The organism is Mycobacteroides sp. LB1 (assembly GCF_013449725.1).
Lineage (GTDB): Bacteria > Actinomycetota > Actinomycetes > Mycobacteriales > Mycobacteriaceae > Mycobacterium.
Genome location: NZ_JACCFF010000003.1, coordinates 452484 through 467800, shown reverse-complemented (window position 1 = coordinate 467800; position 15317 = coordinate 452484). Strand labels below are relative to the sequence as shown.

Below are 15317 nucleotides of genomic sequence, written 5' to 3'. Positions count from 1 at the left end.
GCTCGGAGGTCAGCTTCTTAAGGTCGTTCGGCCTGGCCGCAGGTGCGTAAATAGTCGGCTTCTTCTGGTTCTTCTGCTTGATAGCGGGTGCGAAAGTAGTCATTTTCGTGTCTCCTTCAGGGCTGTGGTGGAGGCTGGCTCGGCGTTGATCAGAGGGCGATGACGACGTCGCCGACGGGCTTGTTGATACAAAGCTTGACGTTGGTGTCACCGTCGCTGCAGAGGTCGCCGTTGAGAACGTTCTGGGTCGTTCCGCTGTCCTTCTTGCGAACACACGTGAAGCAGATGCCGATCCGGCAGCCGTACTCCGGGGTCAGGCCCGCGGCCTCAGCCTGCTCGAGGATCGTCTGCCCGTTGTTGGCGACGGCCGTGTTCGACTCGGAGAAGGTGAGGTCACCTTCGGCATCGTCGTTGCTGACGGTGCGAATCGGAGCGGCGAACTGCTCGATGTGAAGCTTGTCCGAGAGACCCTCGGCATCGAAGATCTCACGGACCGCGGTCATGAGCGGCATCGGACCGCACAGATATGTCTCGGCCTCTGCGTAGTGGCGGTCAGCGGCGAGCAAGTGCTCCTTGCTGAAGTAGCCCTCAAGGTCACCGTCGGCCGCTTCGGTATATGCACGGACGATCTTGACGCCTTCGTACTTGGCCTTGATCTCATCGATTTCAGCCTGGTAGATCACATCGTCCTTGGTGAACGCGTAGTGCAGGAAGGTGATCTTTCCGATATACGCCTTGTCGGTCAGTGTGCGCAGCATCGACATCACCGGCGTGATTCCAGAACCACCGCTGATGAGCAGGATGCTTCGCGGATGCGGCAGCGGCAGGTAGAACTCGCCTTGCGCGGCCGAGATCTGTACGACCAAGCCGGGCTTGGCGTTGGCCAGCAGCCAGGGCGAAACAAGTCCATTCGGGTCCACTTTGATGGTGAGCTCGATGCGGCCGTCACGGCGGAACTGCGAGTTCGCCGGCGAGTAACAACGGGTGCGGCGGATGCCGTCGATCTCAACCGAGAGCTTGACGAACTGTCCGGCCCGGAAGCCCTTCCAGTTGGTATTGGGGCGCAAAGTCAGAGTGACGCTGTCCTTGGTCTTCCGGACGACTTCGGTCACCTCGGCGCGGGTCTCAGTCGTGGACCACAGCGGGTCGATCATTTCAAAGTAGCGGTCAACACCGTGAGGAGTCGTGGCCGCCTTGACGAATGAAGAGGTCAGCACGCGACGCGCAAGCCGAGAAGAGCTCAATGTCTGAATATTAAGAGACATGCTTGACTCCATTTCGGTTAACAGTTGTACACCGATAACAGTACGACAGGACGCACTCGACGACAAGTTATTCCGACGTGACGCACACAACATCGAGATTTAACGGCAGTTCAAGGCATATATTTAGAATGTTCTTCACCGCGCTTTCCAGGCGATGCGTCTCGGTGACCAATTCGCTCAGAGTTCTCATAAAAAGTGCACAGTTGCATACCAATCGCGGCGACAGCAGGAACATAACCAGCACGAATACACAACAAGCCACGAAGCCCGGGGCGTGAGCGAGACGGGACTGCACAGACATCTACCGAGCCCGATTCCGACGGATACAACCGTTAGCCACACCTGGGCCGTGTTGGCCCGGTCTTGTCAGACCCGGCGGCTAACGTCGCGGTGTGGCCAAACCCCGCGCGCAGTACCGCTGTTCGGAATGCCAACACACCACCGCCAAGTGGGTGGGCCGGTGCCCCGATTGCGGTACCTGGGGCAGCGTCAATGAAACCGCGGTGCTGTCCTCGATCGGCGGGCTTGGCGCCGTACGCGCGGTGGCCCCGGCCACAGCGGCAGTACCGATCACCAGCATTGCGACCGACGCCACCCGACACCTTCCCACCGGTGTCTCCGAACTCGACAGGGTGCTCGGCGGCGGTGTCATACCCGGCTCGGTGAACCTGCTGGCCGGCGAGCCCGGAGTCGGGAAATCGACGCTACTACTGAAGGTCGTCCATCAATGGGCGGCCTCGGGCGGGCGAGCCCTGTACATCAGTGGTGAGGAGTCCGCGGCCCAGGTTCGGCTGCGGGCCGAGCGCACCGGCTGTGTTCACGACGAGGTGTACTTGGCAGCCGAATCCGATCTACACAGCGTGCTCGGACACATCGAGGCCGTCAAACCCACACTGGCGGTTATTGATTCGGTGCAAACCATGTCAACGACCGACGCGGACGGGGTGACCGGTGGCGTCACACAGGTGCGTGCGGTAACGACGGCGCTGACCATGGCGGCCAAGTCGTCGGGAGTGGCGATGGTGCTGGTCGGTCATGTCACCAAAGACGGCGCGATCGCGGGACCGCGGTCTCTCGAGCACCTCGTCGACGTGGTGATGCATTTCGAAGGCGATAAGCACTCGGCGTTGCGCATGGTGCGCGGGATCAAGAACCGATTCGGCGCCGCAGACGAGGTCGGATGTTTCGAATTGCGAGAGAAGGGAATCGAGTGCGTTTCGGACCCGTCCGGGCTGTTCCTCGAGCATCGCGAGAACGCCGCGGCGGGGACTGCCGTGACTGTCACCCTCGATGGCAAGCGCCCACTGCTCGGTGAGGTGCAGTCCCTCGTGACAACCTCGACCAACCCGTCACCGCGACGCGCGGTCAGCGGGCTCGATCATGCACGCTCGGCAATGGTCACCGCGGTGCTCGAGCGGCACGGACGAATTCCATTGGGCAACAACGATATATACATGGCCACGGTGGGCGGCATGCGAATGACCGACCCAGCCGCAGATCTGGCCGTCCTGATGGCGGTGGCCTCGGCATACACCGATATCGCCCTACCGGCCAACATGGTGTTCATCGGCGAGGTGGGGCTGGCGGGCGATATTCGGCGCACCGCAGCGGTGGGCAGGCGCATCGCCGAGGCCGCGCGCCTCGGATACACGCATGCGGTGATTCCGCCCGAGGGCGACGACCTGCACCCGGCCGGGATGCATCTGCTGCGCTGCCCGACGGTGGGCAGGGCCCTCGAAGTGTTGTCGGAGGCCCGCAAGATCGAACCGGAGAAGCGCCCGAGCCTGCGCCTGGCGCAACGATTTACGGACTGATGCCGAGCGTCCGCGAGGCGCCTTCTCCGTAGTGCGCATCCGGATCGATGATCACGAAGATGCCCTGCGAGCTGGCCACCAGCTCACCGTGGATCCGCGCACTCGCCGTGGTGTACAACTTGCGTCCGACCCGGCCCTCCACGGCACAGGCCAGATCAACCGTTGACCCGACGGGAATCGGCTTGCGGTAATCGACCTCTAAATGTGCTGTGACAGCCACTAGTTGCGTCATGATTCCCAAAATGCCTTGCAGCTCATCGAAAATAGCCGCCATCACACCGCCGTGGATGACACCGGGTCCGCCCTCAAGCTCCGGGAGCACCTCGAACTGGCCCGTCACACTGGCGCCGTCACCGGCAAAGAACCGCGTACCCCACAGGTCCTCGTCGGTACCCGGGTAGCTGAACCTACGGGGCCAACCCGGGTTCAGCACCACGCCCGGACTGGGAGCTTCCGGGCCGCGACTTACCGGCTCCAGCCCCTCGGGCAACGTCCACGTCGACATGACCACGTAATCTAACTGCGGCGAACCGAGCCTGAGAGGGAGGGTGCGTGATGGACAATGCGGAAGCCAACGCAAGAATGCGAGAGACCCTGGCCCGGTTGGCGCCGGGCACACCCCTGCGCGACGGCCTGGAACGTATTCTTCGCGGTCGTACCGGGGCGCTGATCGTCCTCGGCTACGACGACAAGGTCGAGACCATCTGTGACGGCGGCTTCTCCCTCGACGTCGCATTCGCTCCCACCCGACTCCGCGAGCTTTCGAAGATGGACGGCGCCGTGGTGCTGTCCACGGATGGATCGCGGATCGTCCGGGCCAATGTCCAACTGGTCCCCGACCCGTCCATTCCGACCGACGAATCCGGCACCCGGCACCGTTCCGCGGAGCGCACTGCCATTCAGACGGACTACCCCGTTGTGTCGGTGAGCCATTCGATGAACATCGTGAGTGTTTACACGGCCGGTATCCGGCACGTGGTCATGGATTCGTCGACCGTGATGTCCCGTGTCAACCAGGCGGTATCCACGCTGGAGCGCTACACGACGCGACTGGACGAGGTGACCTCGGCGCTTTCCACCGCCGAGATCGAGGACTTCGTGACCCTGCGCGACGTCATGACGGTGGCGCAGCGGTTGGAGCTGGTGCGCCGGATCAGCCAGGACATCGAACTCGATGTCATCGAGCTCGGCACCGATGGACGGCAGCTCAAACTGCAGATCGGCGAGCTCGTCGGCGATAACGACACCGAACGCGAGCTGCTGGTCCGGGACTATCACGCCAACCCGGAGCCACCGACACAGGAACAGATCGCCTCGACACTCGAGGATTTGGACGCGCTCTCAGACACCGACCTGCTAGACCTGACCGTGCTGTCACGGACGTTCGGATACCCGTCCACCGTTGAAGCCCAAGACACCGCAATGAGCTCCCGCGGCTACCGGGTCATGACACACATCCCCCGGCTGCAGTTCGCGCATATCGACAGGCTGGTCCGGGCCTTCGGATCGCTGCAGGGGCTCCTGGCAGCCAGCGCGACGGATCTGCAGTCGGTGGAAGGCATCGGCGCCATGTGGGCCCGGCACATCCGCGAGGGACTGTCTCGGCTGGCCGAATCGACCCTTACCGAACAGACCGGCTAGGCCGGTGGTGCAGGCGCCGGTGCATCGGCAGGCTTCTCGCCGATGATGAATGGCACTGGTGCGCTGCGCAGATCACCGAGCTGCACCACAAGCGAATAGGTTCCAGGACCAATCGCCGGCCGCGGCAGCGGGCAGTTCGGGGCGGAACCCATTCCGGTCCACGTGACCTCGGTGGTCACCTGCTCACCCGGGTTGAAGTTCTTGTTGGAGGACTCCTGCGACGGAGCGCAGTCCAAGTTGGCCCAGATCCGCTTGTTATCGACGCTGAACACCGAAGCGGCCAGCACAGCGGCACCCACATCGCGCTTGCATTGCACCAAGCCGATATTGGTGACGACCATCGTGAACTTGGGCTGCTCACCGGCCAAATAGCTGGGCTTGTCGGTGGAAGCCTTCACCGCGAGGGTCGCGTCGGGGCAGTCGTCACCGGGATTCAACGCCACCGGCGGCACCAACTCGGGCTTGGCGATGGGCGGTCCGTCATGGGCCGGCGCATCAGCGGGCTTATCGGTCGGCTTCTTGATCTCGTTGGGCGGCAAGATGACCGGCTTACCGGCGGGGGCCGCCGCTTCGGCGGGCCTATCGGCGGCCGTCGTATCGGCTCCAGCACTACCACTGACCAGCGCAAAGATCACCGCCGCGACGATGGCGACCACGACCACCCCCACGCCGATGGCGAGGGCGCGGCGCCGCCAATAGATCTCTGAAGGCAGCGGGCCTTGCGGGTGCATTTCAATCACGATTCAACGGTAAGCGCAGGTCACCACGGGATGGCCGACCTCGCTCGGCGTGTCGGCGAGCTACACAGACTTCACAGTGCTATTTGGGGCTAGTTGGAGCTAGCCGGAAGGGCCAATTGCGCCAATGTGGACGGCCCTGCTGCGCTAGTTCACGCAGGGAACGCCGCTACTGCCGCCAACCGGCTTCCCCGAATCAGGCGGCGCATAATCACCGGACGACCCGGAGCTCGACGAGCCCGACATCGAGCTTGCGGTGCCGGTGTCATCGGCACTCATCACATCGGACGGCACCGAGTAGCCGTCGCCCAACATGACTCGAATTCGCCTAGGCGCCAACGACGGATCCACGCTGGGCGTCGCCTCGATGCCTAGCATCGTGGACATCGCACGGGCGTCGGCCTCCGCGCCGGCACCGTAATCGATGACGGTACTGGTTGATTCACCGCTGAGCGGATCCCGCACCTCGCCCTTGGCGTAACCGCGGCCAGCCAGCGCGGACGAAATCGTTGATGCCAGACCGGGGGTCGTGGTGGCGTTGACAACATCGACGGTGCTGGAGGGCGTCGCCGTAGTGGACCCGGTAGCGGAACCCTCCCCGGTGAACGCCGCGGCTACCTTGGCCCGAATTGCGACCGGGTCGACGATGTTGACGTCCATGCCGTTGATTGAGTCGTATCGCACCACGGGCAACGTCTGGAAGTTCACATTGCCATCGGCGATCTGTCCGATGCGCTGAAACTGCTTCTCGGTCCAGCCTTTCGACAGCACCACGTCGTTATGGACGACGTTCATCAAGCCGTTCAGTTTGGTGATGTCCGTGAGGGTTCCCGCGCTGCGCAGCTGCTGCATCACCGACACCAGGAACGCCTGCTGGCGGTGAGTTCGGTCGAGGTCACCGTTTTCGAGACCATGGCGTTGGCGCACGAACGCCAATGCCTGTGAGGCGTTGAGGGTTTGTTCGCCGGCCGAGAAGTTCGCACCCGAATAGCTGTCGTAGACGGCGTTGTTCAGACATACGGTGACCCCGCCGAGCTCAGAGGCCAGGTCATAGAAACCGACCAAATTAACCTCGGCGAAGTAGTCGATGGGCTGGCCGGTGAGCCGGTGCACGGCATTGAGGGTGGCGCGGCGTCCCGCCTCGCGGCTCTGCTGCTCCAGGGTCGCCTGATCAGTGATGCCCTCGTTGACGAGCTTGTCCGCCTCGTTGGCCTTTGTCAGGCCATAGGCTTCCTTGATCTTGATGTGCTTGTAGCCGGGGATGCCCTCAGCCGGGACCCAGTCGTCACGGGGGATCGAGAACGCGGTGACCTTATTGTCGGCGCCGACGTGCACGAGGATCAGGGTGTTGGTGTTGTAGCCGCCCGCATCCGAATCACCGGCGTGCAATTGATTCAGGACCGCCTTCGGCAGGTCGTTTCCGTTTTGGTCCTTACGCGAGTCGAGACCGATCAGCAGCATGTTCATGGAGCCGTCGTTGGACTTGCCGCCCTCGGCCTCTGCCCCTGAGGTGGGCACATGGCTGAACGCCTTGTAGAACACCTGCCAGCCGGCGCCGGTTACCACCAGGCTGCCGCACGCTAACAGGGAGAAAATAGCCCGCCCGGCCGCGACTTTACTGATTGACCAGCGGTTATTCGATTTGGGTAGTGCGTGCTTTGGTCGCCTGCGACCACTGTCGCGGCTCATCGGTTGCCACCCCCGTGTGGCAGCAACATACACACTGAACTACCCATCCCTCCCCCAGAGAAATCTGCAATCGGTCTAATTCTCCCATCACCGGCACCGAGATGCCATGTGATGTTTGCCGAGGGGCTCTGACCTGGGGGTTCGACTATCCAGGCTCGCCGATATCGCCGACGTGACCGTGCAAAACGACACGTCCGTCCGCGAGTTTGTAGGTCAGGTACACGATGGCCAATTTCTTGGCACGCACCGCATCGGCGACCACTTGGGAACGCTGCAGCAGCTTGAGGCCGGTCTCCTGCACGTGACGAGCCTCGAACTCGTCGACCCGGGTTAGCCCGTCCTTGCGGCCTCCGAGGATGGACGGGATCACCCGCACCACCAGGTCGCGGATGTACCCGCCCGGCACCTCGCCCGTATCGAGGGCCTTCAGCGTCGCTTCCACCGCTCCGCAGGAGTCGTGCCCGAGGATGGCGATCAGCGGTACCCCAAGGACCGCCACGCCGTACTCAATGGAACCGAGCACGGCGGAGTCGATCACCTGGCCCGCGGTGCGGACGATGAACATATCGCCGAGGCCCTGGTCGAAGATGATTTCGGCGGCGACCCGGCTGTCAGAGCATCCGAACAGCATCACATGGGGGTTCTGACCGTCGGCAAGTTGTGCGCGACGGGCGATGCTCTGACTCGGGTGCTGTGGGTAACCACCGACAAAACGCTGGTTACCCTCTTTGAGTGCCTTCCAGGCGGACTTCGGATCAGATGCCATGCCCGCCATTGTGCCCTGACGAGCTTTTGGGCTGGTTCGACATCGCTGAACGAGACCTGCCGTGGCGCAGCCCCGACGCGACACCGTGGCACATTCTCGTCAGCGAGGTGATGCTTCAACAGACTCCGGTCGTCCGGGTGGAACCGGTGTGGCGGGAATGGGTCGCGCGCTGGCCGGCTCCGTCAGCCATGGCGAAATCGTCTGTGGCAGAGGTATTACGTGCCTGGGGAAAGCTCGGCTATCCGCGCCGCGCGATGCGGTTACACGAGTGTGCGACGGTGCTGGCCCGCGACTATGGCGACCAGGTACCCGATGACGTGGAGACCCTGCTGACGCTTCCAGGGGTAGGCGCGTACACGGCGCGTGCCATTGCCTGCTTCGGATATGGGCAGCGAGTTCCCGTAGTGGACACCAACGTTCGCCGAGTCATCGCGCGGGTGGTGCACGGTATCGCCGACTCCGCACCATCGGCCCGGGACCTACGGGATGCCGAGGCGCTGCTACCGGTGGAGAACGGCGCACGGTTCTCGGCGGCGCTTATGGAGCTGGGCGCCCTGGTGTGCACTGCCCGCGCGCCGCAGTGCCCGCTATGTCCGCTGAGCTCATGCGCATGGCACGAGTCGGGGCGCCCCGAACTGGATACCCCTGCGCGGCCCGTACAGAAGTACGCTGGTACCGACCGGCAGGTTCGAGGCAAACTCTTGGACGTGTTGCGCGGCAGCAGCATTCCGGTCGAACGGGCACAGCTCGACGTGGTGTGGCTGTCCGATATCGCGCAACGCGACCGCGCGTTGGACTCGCTACTGGTCGACGGATTGGTGGAGCAGACGGCAGACGGCCGGTTCGCCCTGGCGGGCGAGGGCTAACTCGCAGCCGTCGCAAAGATTTTGCGGTAATCGGTGGGCGTGATTCCGACGCCGCGGCGGAAGTGATGACGCAACAGGATCGCCGTGCCGAAACCGCTGCGCGCCGCGACGGTATCGATATCCAGGCCCGTCTCCTCCAGCAGGCGCCGAGCCAGTAGCACCCGCTGATCGATGATCCAGCGCATTGGCGTCACACCGGCCTGATCCGTGAACTTGCGGGCGAAGGTGCGCGTCGACATGTGGACGCGAGCGGCAAGATCCGCCACCGTATACGTCTGGTCGATGTTTTCGATCAGCCAGTCGAACAGTCCGCCAAAGCCATTGGTGTCCACATCGGGTACGGGCTGCGGGATGAATTGACGCTGACCACCCGCACGCTGCGGCGGCACCACCATGCGCCGTGCGATCCGGTTGGTGATATCGCTGCCCAGCTCGCGACGCACCAGATGCAGGCAGGCGTCGATTCCTGCAGCGGTCCCCGCACTCGTGATGAGGTCACCGTCGTCGACGAACAGCACGTCCCGGTCCACTGTCGCGGTCGGATAGCGGCGGGACAGCTCATCGGTATGCATCCAGTGGGTGGTGCAGCGGCGCCCGTCAAGCAGTCCGGCGGCACCCGCGATGAACACACCCGAGCAGACGGTGAGCACGGTCGCCCCCCGCTCCGATGCGGCCCGCACAGCATCGAGCGCCTCCTGCGGGTAGCCCTCGGTAAACGGCCGCGCCGGAAGCGCGATTAGGTCGGCGTCGGCCAGCCCATCGAGTCCACGCTCCGGGATCAGCGACGCTCCGACCGAGGTGCGCAGTGGTGCGCCGGCCTCGGGCCCGCAGACCCGGAAGTCGAAGTTGGGAACGCCGTCGGCGCTGCGGTCGATACCGAAGACCTCGCAGATGACCCCGAATTCGAAGACGGCTACGCGATCGAGGACCAGGGCCGCCACCGAACGCAACATGGCTGAATATTATCGAAGACCGTCAATTCCGCCACTGTTGGCGCAATATTTATCAGAACACAATTATTGCCATGACCATCCTCGCCGCCACCCTCGTCCTGCTATCCCCCTTTGCCCTGGCGGTCGCGCTGAGCTGGATCGCTCGCCGAAACAAGACCTTCCGAATCCAACTCGACCAGTTCCGGGTCGCCGCACCACTGGGCGGAACCTTCGCCGATGACCGGGATCTACAGCGCCAGCTGCACGAGATGGAAGCCATTCACTCTCGACGCGAGCCGGTCATCTGACTCCGTCCGCGGCAATGAATTCCGTGACCGCCGTCCGATACCTCTCGGGTGCGTCATCGTGAATCAGGTGCCCTGCCCCGTCGACCTTCAGATAGGTTGACTTCCAACCTATCTCGGCCATCTTGCGCATCTGACTCGGCGGGGCCACGGTGTCCGACGCCTCCAGAAGCAGCGATCGGCAACGCACCGCTCGCCACTGCTCCCAGAAGTCGCGGGTTCCCCATTCGGACGCGGTGGCGATCCACTTGTCGATCGGTCCGTGCAACCGCCAGCCGTCCGGGCCACGATCAAATGCTTCCAAAAAGTATTGCCCCGCAACAGGTCCGAATCGACCAAGGATATCCTGCGCAGAGGTGAACACCTCGGGCCAGGAGTGCAGCCAGGGTTCCCAGGGGCCGGTGGTTCCGCCGATGAAGTCGGGGGCCATATCCTCCACCACCAGCCCCGACACCAGCTCAGGATGCTCCGCCGCCAGACACCACGAGTGCAGTCCGCCCATGGAGTGCCCTACGAGCAGCGCCGGAACGCCGAGCTCGCGCACCGCATTCGCCAGTGCTTCTACATAACGTTCTGTCGAAATCGGTTGGGAATCAACGATGTCACGGCCGCGATGCCATGGCGCGTCGTAGGTGTACACCCGTCCCAGCTGCCGCAGCCAGGGCAGCTGCCGCGACCAGGTGCTTCCGCGGCCCATCAGACCGTGAACGAGGACGATGGACGGCGCCCCCGACTCTTCAGACAGCCCTCCCCGGTCGAACAGGCAGTCGCCGTCCATGCTTACCGGTCTTCGCGCAAGCGGCTCATCCATGCCCCTCATCATCGCCCTAATCATCGGCCCCAAATCATGCGGGAGCACGCACGGTAGCCTGAACCCATGTCCGTGGTGAAGATCAACGCAATCGAGATCCCCGAGGGTGCGGGTCCGGAGCTGGAGAAGCGATTCGCTCACCGGGCCGGAGCTGTGGAGAATCAGCCAGGATTCCTGGGTTTTCAGCTGCTACGCCCCATCAAGGGCGAGGACCGCTACTTCGTGGTCACCCAGTGGGAGTCCGAGGAGGCCTTCCAGGCCTGGGCCACCGGTCCGGCAGTCGAAGCACACGCCGGCCAGCAGGCCAAGCCCGTGGCAACGGGTGCTCACCTGCTGGAGTTCGAGGTTGTGCTCGACGTGACCGGGGCCGCCGCCAAGGCGTGAACGGTGGGGCGCTTCGCGCGCGCATGACGCGCGCCGTATCGATGTGCACGGTTGTCGTGGTTGCCTTGTCGGTCGGCAGCACAGTGGGGTGTGGCATCAAGCTGCGTCAGGTGCCGCATGGCGATGTGGATACCAGCACGCCTCCGGGCCTGCGATCACAACAGCTGATCGACATGCTGAACTCGAACTGGCCGATCGGCAAGCAGGGCGTGGCGACCATGGCCGCAGCCAACAAGGTCGACGACTACACCGAGATCATGACCAAGCTGTGGGTCGACCGGCCATACAAGGTCAGCTCGGTGGATCTCGCCGCGAACAGCTCCACCGTCCACCTGATCGCGCCCTACGGCGCCAACGTGGACATCGGGCTGCGGACCAATGGCAAGGGGGATGTCGACAGGCTGGTTCCTTATCAGCAGCCTCCGAACATCGCCCAGTGGTCTGATGTCGACGCCGCTCTGTCGGCATCGGGCGGTCGATACTCCTACCGGGCCTCCAAGATCGTCAACGGACAATGCGAGCAGATCGCCGGAACCAACACCTCCGAATCTATGCCGCTCGCATCGGTTTTCAAGCTTTACGTGCTCTTGGCCACCGGCACCGCCATCAATGCGGGCACTCTCAAATGGGACGACCGACTCACCGTCACCGATCGCGGCAAGGCACTCGGAAGCTCGATGGACAAGCTCGCCACGGGCTCGACGGTCTCAGTGCGCACCGCAGCCCAGAAGATGATCTCGGTGAGCGACAACATGGGCACCGACATGCTGATCAACCGCCTCGGTAGACAGGCGATCGAGAAGGCGCTGGCCGACGGAGGCCATCACGATCCGGGATCGATGACGCCCTTCCCCACGATGCATGAGCTTTTCAACATCGGCTGGGGAGTACCCGACGTCCGACAGCAATGGAAGGACGCCACCACACCTGCGCAGCGCGGTCAGATGCTCGCCGACGCAGATACCCACGACTACAAGCTGGATCCCGACCGGACCACCACACCGGCGTCGAAATACGGCATCGAGTGGTACGGCAGCGCCGAGGACATCTGCCGGGTGCACGCGGCGCTGCAGAAGGTCGCCGTCGGCCCGGCTGCTCCGATCCGTGATCTTCTGTCGGCAGAACCGGGTATCGACCTGCACAGCGAAAACTGGCGCTATATCGGTGCCAAGGGCGGCAACCTACCCGGCGACCTGACATTCAGCTGGTACGCCGAGGACCGCAACCGTCAACCGTATGTGGTCAGCTTCCAACTGAACTGGGATCGCGCGTTCGGCCCCGGTGCAGCCGGTTGGGTCATCGGTCTGGCCAAGGGTGTCTTCAAGAAGCTGGGATGAGCGGGCTCGCGAAGACCATCAGTCTCGGCTGACCGGCCCGGGCCCAGATCAGGACCACAGGTCTCCTACCTATCACGGCGGGATTCCGGCCCCGTCAATTGTCGGATCAGGTCTAGCGCCACGGCCTGTCTGCTGATACTTTCCAGAATTAACAACAGATGTTGCCAACTGTTGAAATACGCAGGACCCTCGAGAAGGGCTGGTTCAATGGCGAAACCTGTGAGCTCGAAAGACATCAAGCACAAGAACGACTACTACTACCGAAAAGGCATGTCCCTACGGCCGATTCCGCCCGCCAAGGACGAATTCAGCTGGGTATGGCGCCACTGCAGGCACCACATGTTCGGTCCCTGGTACGAGGTGGAGGACGAATTCACGCCCACACCACAAAGCCTGCTGTTCGACGACCACATGTGGCAGGGCGACGAGCTGATGGACGCCGTGGTGGATATGTTCGGGCGCCTGGGCTCGAAAGAGGCCCGGCGCCTGTTCGACCAGGCGATCGACCAGGGCATCGAATCGCTCGACAACCCGCCGGAGGAATTGCGGGCGTTACTGGAGGACGCCTACCGGGTGCCGGACTGGTGGGACCCGGCCAAGGCCGAACGCGGACGCAGGCGGATGACCAGCTCCACGCTGCTCACGATCGTGATCGTGGGCACGTTCGCGATTTTTGACACGGTGATGAACGCCGATGTCTCCGCGTCCACAGGGGCCAGTGGACGCTTCCGTGACGAAGGTCCGCAACGTGTTGTGGAGACCGCACGATTCTTCGGCCGGCTTTTCGACCGTGACGCATTCACGCCCGGCGGGGACGGCATGAAGCTCGCACTCCGGGTACGTCTGGTGCATTCGCTGGCGCGCAAGGGATTACGTTCCGCGTGGGGCGAGGAGCAGTACGCCCAGAACGGCAACCCGATATCCAACTCATCGATGCTGGGTTTCCTGGAGGCCGCAAGCCTGGGTGCACTACTCATCGACCATCGGCACGGGCGGCCATGCACCCTCGAAGACCTCGATGACAGCTGGCACCACACACTGCGGTGGGCGCACGTTTTCGGTGTCGCCGAAGAACTCATTCCCCGAACGGGATTGGATGCGATGCACAATCTCGACTACCTGCTCGCGCGATCGGGCAACTCCTCACCCTGGCGCACCGAACTCGTCGAGGTGGGACTTGGCGCCATCAATCGCGCGACATCGGCCGTCCCCGGCGGCGAGACACTCCTGGGGCCGATCCTCACCCGTGCCGGTTCACTGTTTCTCAGCGCAACCGGTTCGGTCATCATGGGCCCCGAGGCCATGGACGAATTCTTCCGCGACACCGGTTATCAATGGGTTGACCATCGCCTAGCGGGACTCGCGCTCAAGGCCGTCGCTATCCCGGTCTCACACGTCGCCGCGATGCGCGACAAGATCCCCGGTATCGGCGTGGTGCGTCGACTGGTCCATGGGGCAGCCATACCGAATCCGGGCAACTACATAAAACTGGCCTTGGACGTCGCGGAGAAACCCTTACGGGTGAAGACGACCTTTGCGATGCACGACGGCAACACCTCGGGACGGAAGTTCACCGCCGCCTAGTCCGATCCCTAGACGGTGACCGCCGCGTCCGTACTGGCCGGCTTGCGCCCGATCACGGTCGCGAACCCGATACCGATCGTCGCCCACATGATCGCCTGCGTGGTGAACGAGTACATCCGGAACAGGTACAAGTCATGCGCCGGGAAGCCCGGGTAGACGATCGTCCCGTTGGCATCTAGCAGCGGTTGTGGTGCCTCGACGAACCCCGGCGTCACTGCCATGACCAGAACCACCAGAACCACGAACACCGCGGCCGCAACCAGCGTGGCCGTCCACGTCTCCCAACGCTCGGTAAGCTTCCTGCCCACCCAGAGCGCCACTGCCAGCGCGATCGCCGCGACGAGGATCATCAACACGAAGTAGCCGGTGCGCTCCTTGATAGTGCCGTCGGCGCTCGCCGCCGGCGGATTGGCCGGGAACTTCAGGAACGGCACGACGTACAGCACCAGGAACAAACCGCCCGCGACCGAGAGCGCCAGCGCACGCGGGCTGAGATTGCCCACCCGACCGATGGCCACCACATAGGTCACCGCGAACAGCGCACCCATCGCGATGCCGAATCCGATGACCCCAAGAGCCAGGCCCGCATTGGCCTGCGCGAACCGGCTGAACAGTTCCGCACCCTCGTGATGAGCGTGGACACCGGCCGCCGCGTCGAGTGCGGCTTGCGCCTCGCCCCTGCCCTCTTCATACGAGATGGCCCTGTTGATAACGGGTTCGACGAATATCCATCCGAAAATGAAGGACAGCAGCCCGCCGATGGCGCCAAAGCCTAAGCCGCGCAGGATTATTGACTTTTCCACTGAGTTATCCGCCTCTTGATCAGTGGCAGGGGAAACCCAGCAGGTGGCGAGCGTCATGCACAAATTCATGGACATGCATATCGCTGCCAAAGATCGACACCGCACCCTGGTCGATGCCGATGAAGTAATAGGCGAGTAGCGCGAGGAACGTGGTCGCGCTCAACCACAGCGCTGCCTGGGGAATCGATACCGCAACCGGACGGCTGGCGGACGTTGTGTGGGCCATGTTGCTCCTTTCGGGATACCGCGTCCCGATTCGTTCTTATCGACGGCAGGGTCTGACTCTCACAGTGGCGCGACCGTCCTGGGATTACACCAGGTTCCCGTCCTGTCGAAGGACGGATTGAGCTTAGTCGACGCAGCTGGGCTGCGCATTCGAGTGA

Annotated in this window: 16 protein-coding genes and 1 riboswitch; of the genes, 7 read left to right on the top strand and 9 right to left on the bottom strand. The window is 63.3% G+C overall.

Going from position 1 to position 15317, the window contains the following annotated elements; all coding sequences use genetic code 11:
• Positions 1-149: 149 nt before the first annotated feature.
• The gene (locus tag MLB1_RS15965; RefSeq protein ID WP_180750778.1) at positions 150-1265 is read right to left on the bottom strand and encodes a ferredoxin reductase; all 1116 of its coding nucleotides are present in this window, start codon (positions 1263-1265) and stop codon (positions 150-152) included.
• Between the two features lie 392 nt (positions 1266-1657).
• Here MLB1_RS15965 and radA point away from each other — a divergent pair, with 392 nt between their 5' ends.
• Positions 1658-3079 (top strand): DNA repair protein RadA, encoded by a 1422-nt coding sequence (gene radA / locus MLB1_RS15960; RefSeq protein ID WP_180750777.1) that lies wholly within the window; start codon positions 1658-1660, stop codon positions 3077-3079.
• Here the strand turns inward: radA and MLB1_RS15955 are convergent.
• Complete coding sequence (locus tag MLB1_RS15955) at positions 3069-3584, bottom strand: PaaI family thioesterase (protein WP_371750634.1); 516 nt, start codon at positions 3582-3584, stop codon at positions 3069-3071. The genes radA and MLB1_RS15955 overlap by 11 nt on opposite strands.
• 50 nt (positions 3585-3634) lie before the next feature.
• Between MLB1_RS15955 and disA the strand changes: the two genes are divergently transcribed.
• Positions 3635-4720, top strand: a complete 1086-nt coding sequence (disA, locus tag MLB1_RS15950) for a DNA integrity scanning diadenylate cyclase DisA (protein ID WP_255485990.1) — start codon at positions 3635-3637, stop codon at positions 4718-4720.
• On the opposite strand, the gene MLB1_RS15945 is transcribed toward disA, so the two are convergent.
• The 3 genes from MLB1_RS15945 to MLB1_RS15935 form a co-directional block, all read right to left on the bottom strand.
• Positions 4717-5457 carry a hypothetical protein gene (locus tag MLB1_RS15945; protein ID WP_180750870.1) on the bottom strand — a complete coding sequence of 247 codons (741 nt, stop codon included), beginning with the start codon at positions 5455-5457 and terminating at the stop codon, positions 4717-4719. The genes disA and MLB1_RS15945 overlap by 4 nt on opposite strands.
• A gap of 147 nt (positions 5458-5604) precedes the next feature.
• A complete protein-coding gene (locus tag MLB1_RS15940; RefSeq protein WP_180750776.1) occupies positions 5605-7146 on the bottom strand; it encodes an LCP family protein in 1542 nt (513 codons plus the stop codon).
• A 145-nt stretch (positions 7147-7291) separates the two neighbouring features.
• Complete coding sequence (locus MLB1_RS15935) at positions 7292-7912, bottom strand: carbonic anhydrase (protein WP_180750775.1); 621 nt, start codon at positions 7910-7912, stop codon at positions 7292-7294.
• Between MLB1_RS15935 and MLB1_RS15930 the strand changes: the two genes are divergently transcribed.
• On the top strand, positions 7906-8778 hold the full coding sequence (locus MLB1_RS15930) for an A/G-specific adenine glycosylase (RefSeq protein WP_180750869.1): 873 nt from the start codon (positions 7906-7908) through the stop codon (positions 8776-8778). The genes MLB1_RS15935 and MLB1_RS15930 overlap by 7 nt on opposite strands.
• On the opposite strand, the gene MLB1_RS15925 is transcribed toward MLB1_RS15930, so the two are convergent.
• Positions 8775-9731 (bottom strand): helix-turn-helix domain-containing protein, encoded by a 957-nt coding sequence (locus tag MLB1_RS15925; protein ID WP_180750774.1) that lies wholly within the window; start codon positions 9729-9731, stop codon positions 8775-8777. The two genes, MLB1_RS15930 and MLB1_RS15925, sit on opposite strands and share 4 nt — an antisense overlap.
• A 71-nt stretch (positions 9732-9802) precedes the next feature.
• Here MLB1_RS15925 and MLB1_RS15920 point away from each other — a divergent pair, with 71 nt between their 5' ends.
• On the top strand, positions 9803-10018 hold the full coding sequence (locus tag MLB1_RS15920; protein ID WP_180750773.1) for a hypothetical protein: 216 nt from the start codon (positions 9803-9805) through the stop codon (positions 10016-10018).
• On the opposite strand, the gene MLB1_RS15915 is transcribed toward MLB1_RS15920, so the two are convergent.
• Positions 10011-10793, bottom strand: a complete 783-nt coding sequence (locus MLB1_RS15915) for an alpha/beta fold hydrolase (protein ID WP_180750868.1) — start codon at positions 10791-10793, stop codon at positions 10011-10013. The genes MLB1_RS15920 and MLB1_RS15915 overlap by 8 nt on opposite strands.
• Positions 10794-10892: 99 nt before the next feature.
• On the opposite strand from MLB1_RS15915, the gene mhuD reads away from it, so the two are divergent.
• The 3 genes from mhuD to MLB1_RS15900 all read left to right on the top strand — a co-directional run bounded on the left by mhuD (position 10893) and on the right by MLB1_RS15900 (position 14131).
• Complete coding sequence (gene mhuD, locus MLB1_RS15910) at positions 10893-11210, top strand: mycobilin-forming heme oxygenase MhuD (RefSeq protein WP_180750772.1); 318 nt, start codon at positions 10893-10895, stop codon at positions 11208-11210.
• Between the two features lie 41 nt (positions 11211-11251).
• Positions 11252-12547 carry a serine hydrolase gene (locus tag MLB1_RS15905; protein ID WP_180750867.1) on the top strand — a complete coding sequence of 432 codons (1296 nt, stop codon included), beginning with the start codon at positions 11252-11254 and terminating at the stop codon, positions 12545-12547.
• A gap of 207 nt (positions 12548-12754) precedes the next feature.
• On the top strand, positions 12755-14131 hold the full coding sequence (locus MLB1_RS15900) for an oxygenase MpaB family protein (RefSeq protein ID WP_255485965.1): 1377 nt from the start codon (positions 12755-12757) through the stop codon (positions 14129-14131).
• An 8-nt stretch (positions 14132-14139) separates the two neighbouring features.
• Here MLB1_RS15900 and MLB1_RS15895 read toward each other — a convergent pair whose 3' ends face one another.
• Both MLB1_RS15895 and MLB1_RS15890 read right to left on the bottom strand, forming a co-directional pair.
• Complete coding sequence (locus MLB1_RS15895; protein WP_180750771.1) at positions 14140-14934, bottom strand: CbtA family protein; 795 nt, start codon at positions 14932-14934, stop codon at positions 14140-14142.
• Positions 14935-14953: 19 nt separating this feature from the next.
• Positions 14954-15160 carry a CbtB-domain containing protein gene (locus MLB1_RS15890; RefSeq protein WP_180750770.1) on the bottom strand — a complete coding sequence of 69 codons (207 nt, stop codon included), beginning with the start codon at positions 15158-15160 and terminating at the stop codon, positions 14954-14956.
• Positions 15161-15187: 27 nt separating this feature from the next.
• Positions 15188-15312: riboswitch (cobalamin riboswitch) on the bottom strand.
• Positions 15313-15317: the final 5 nt, after the last annotated feature.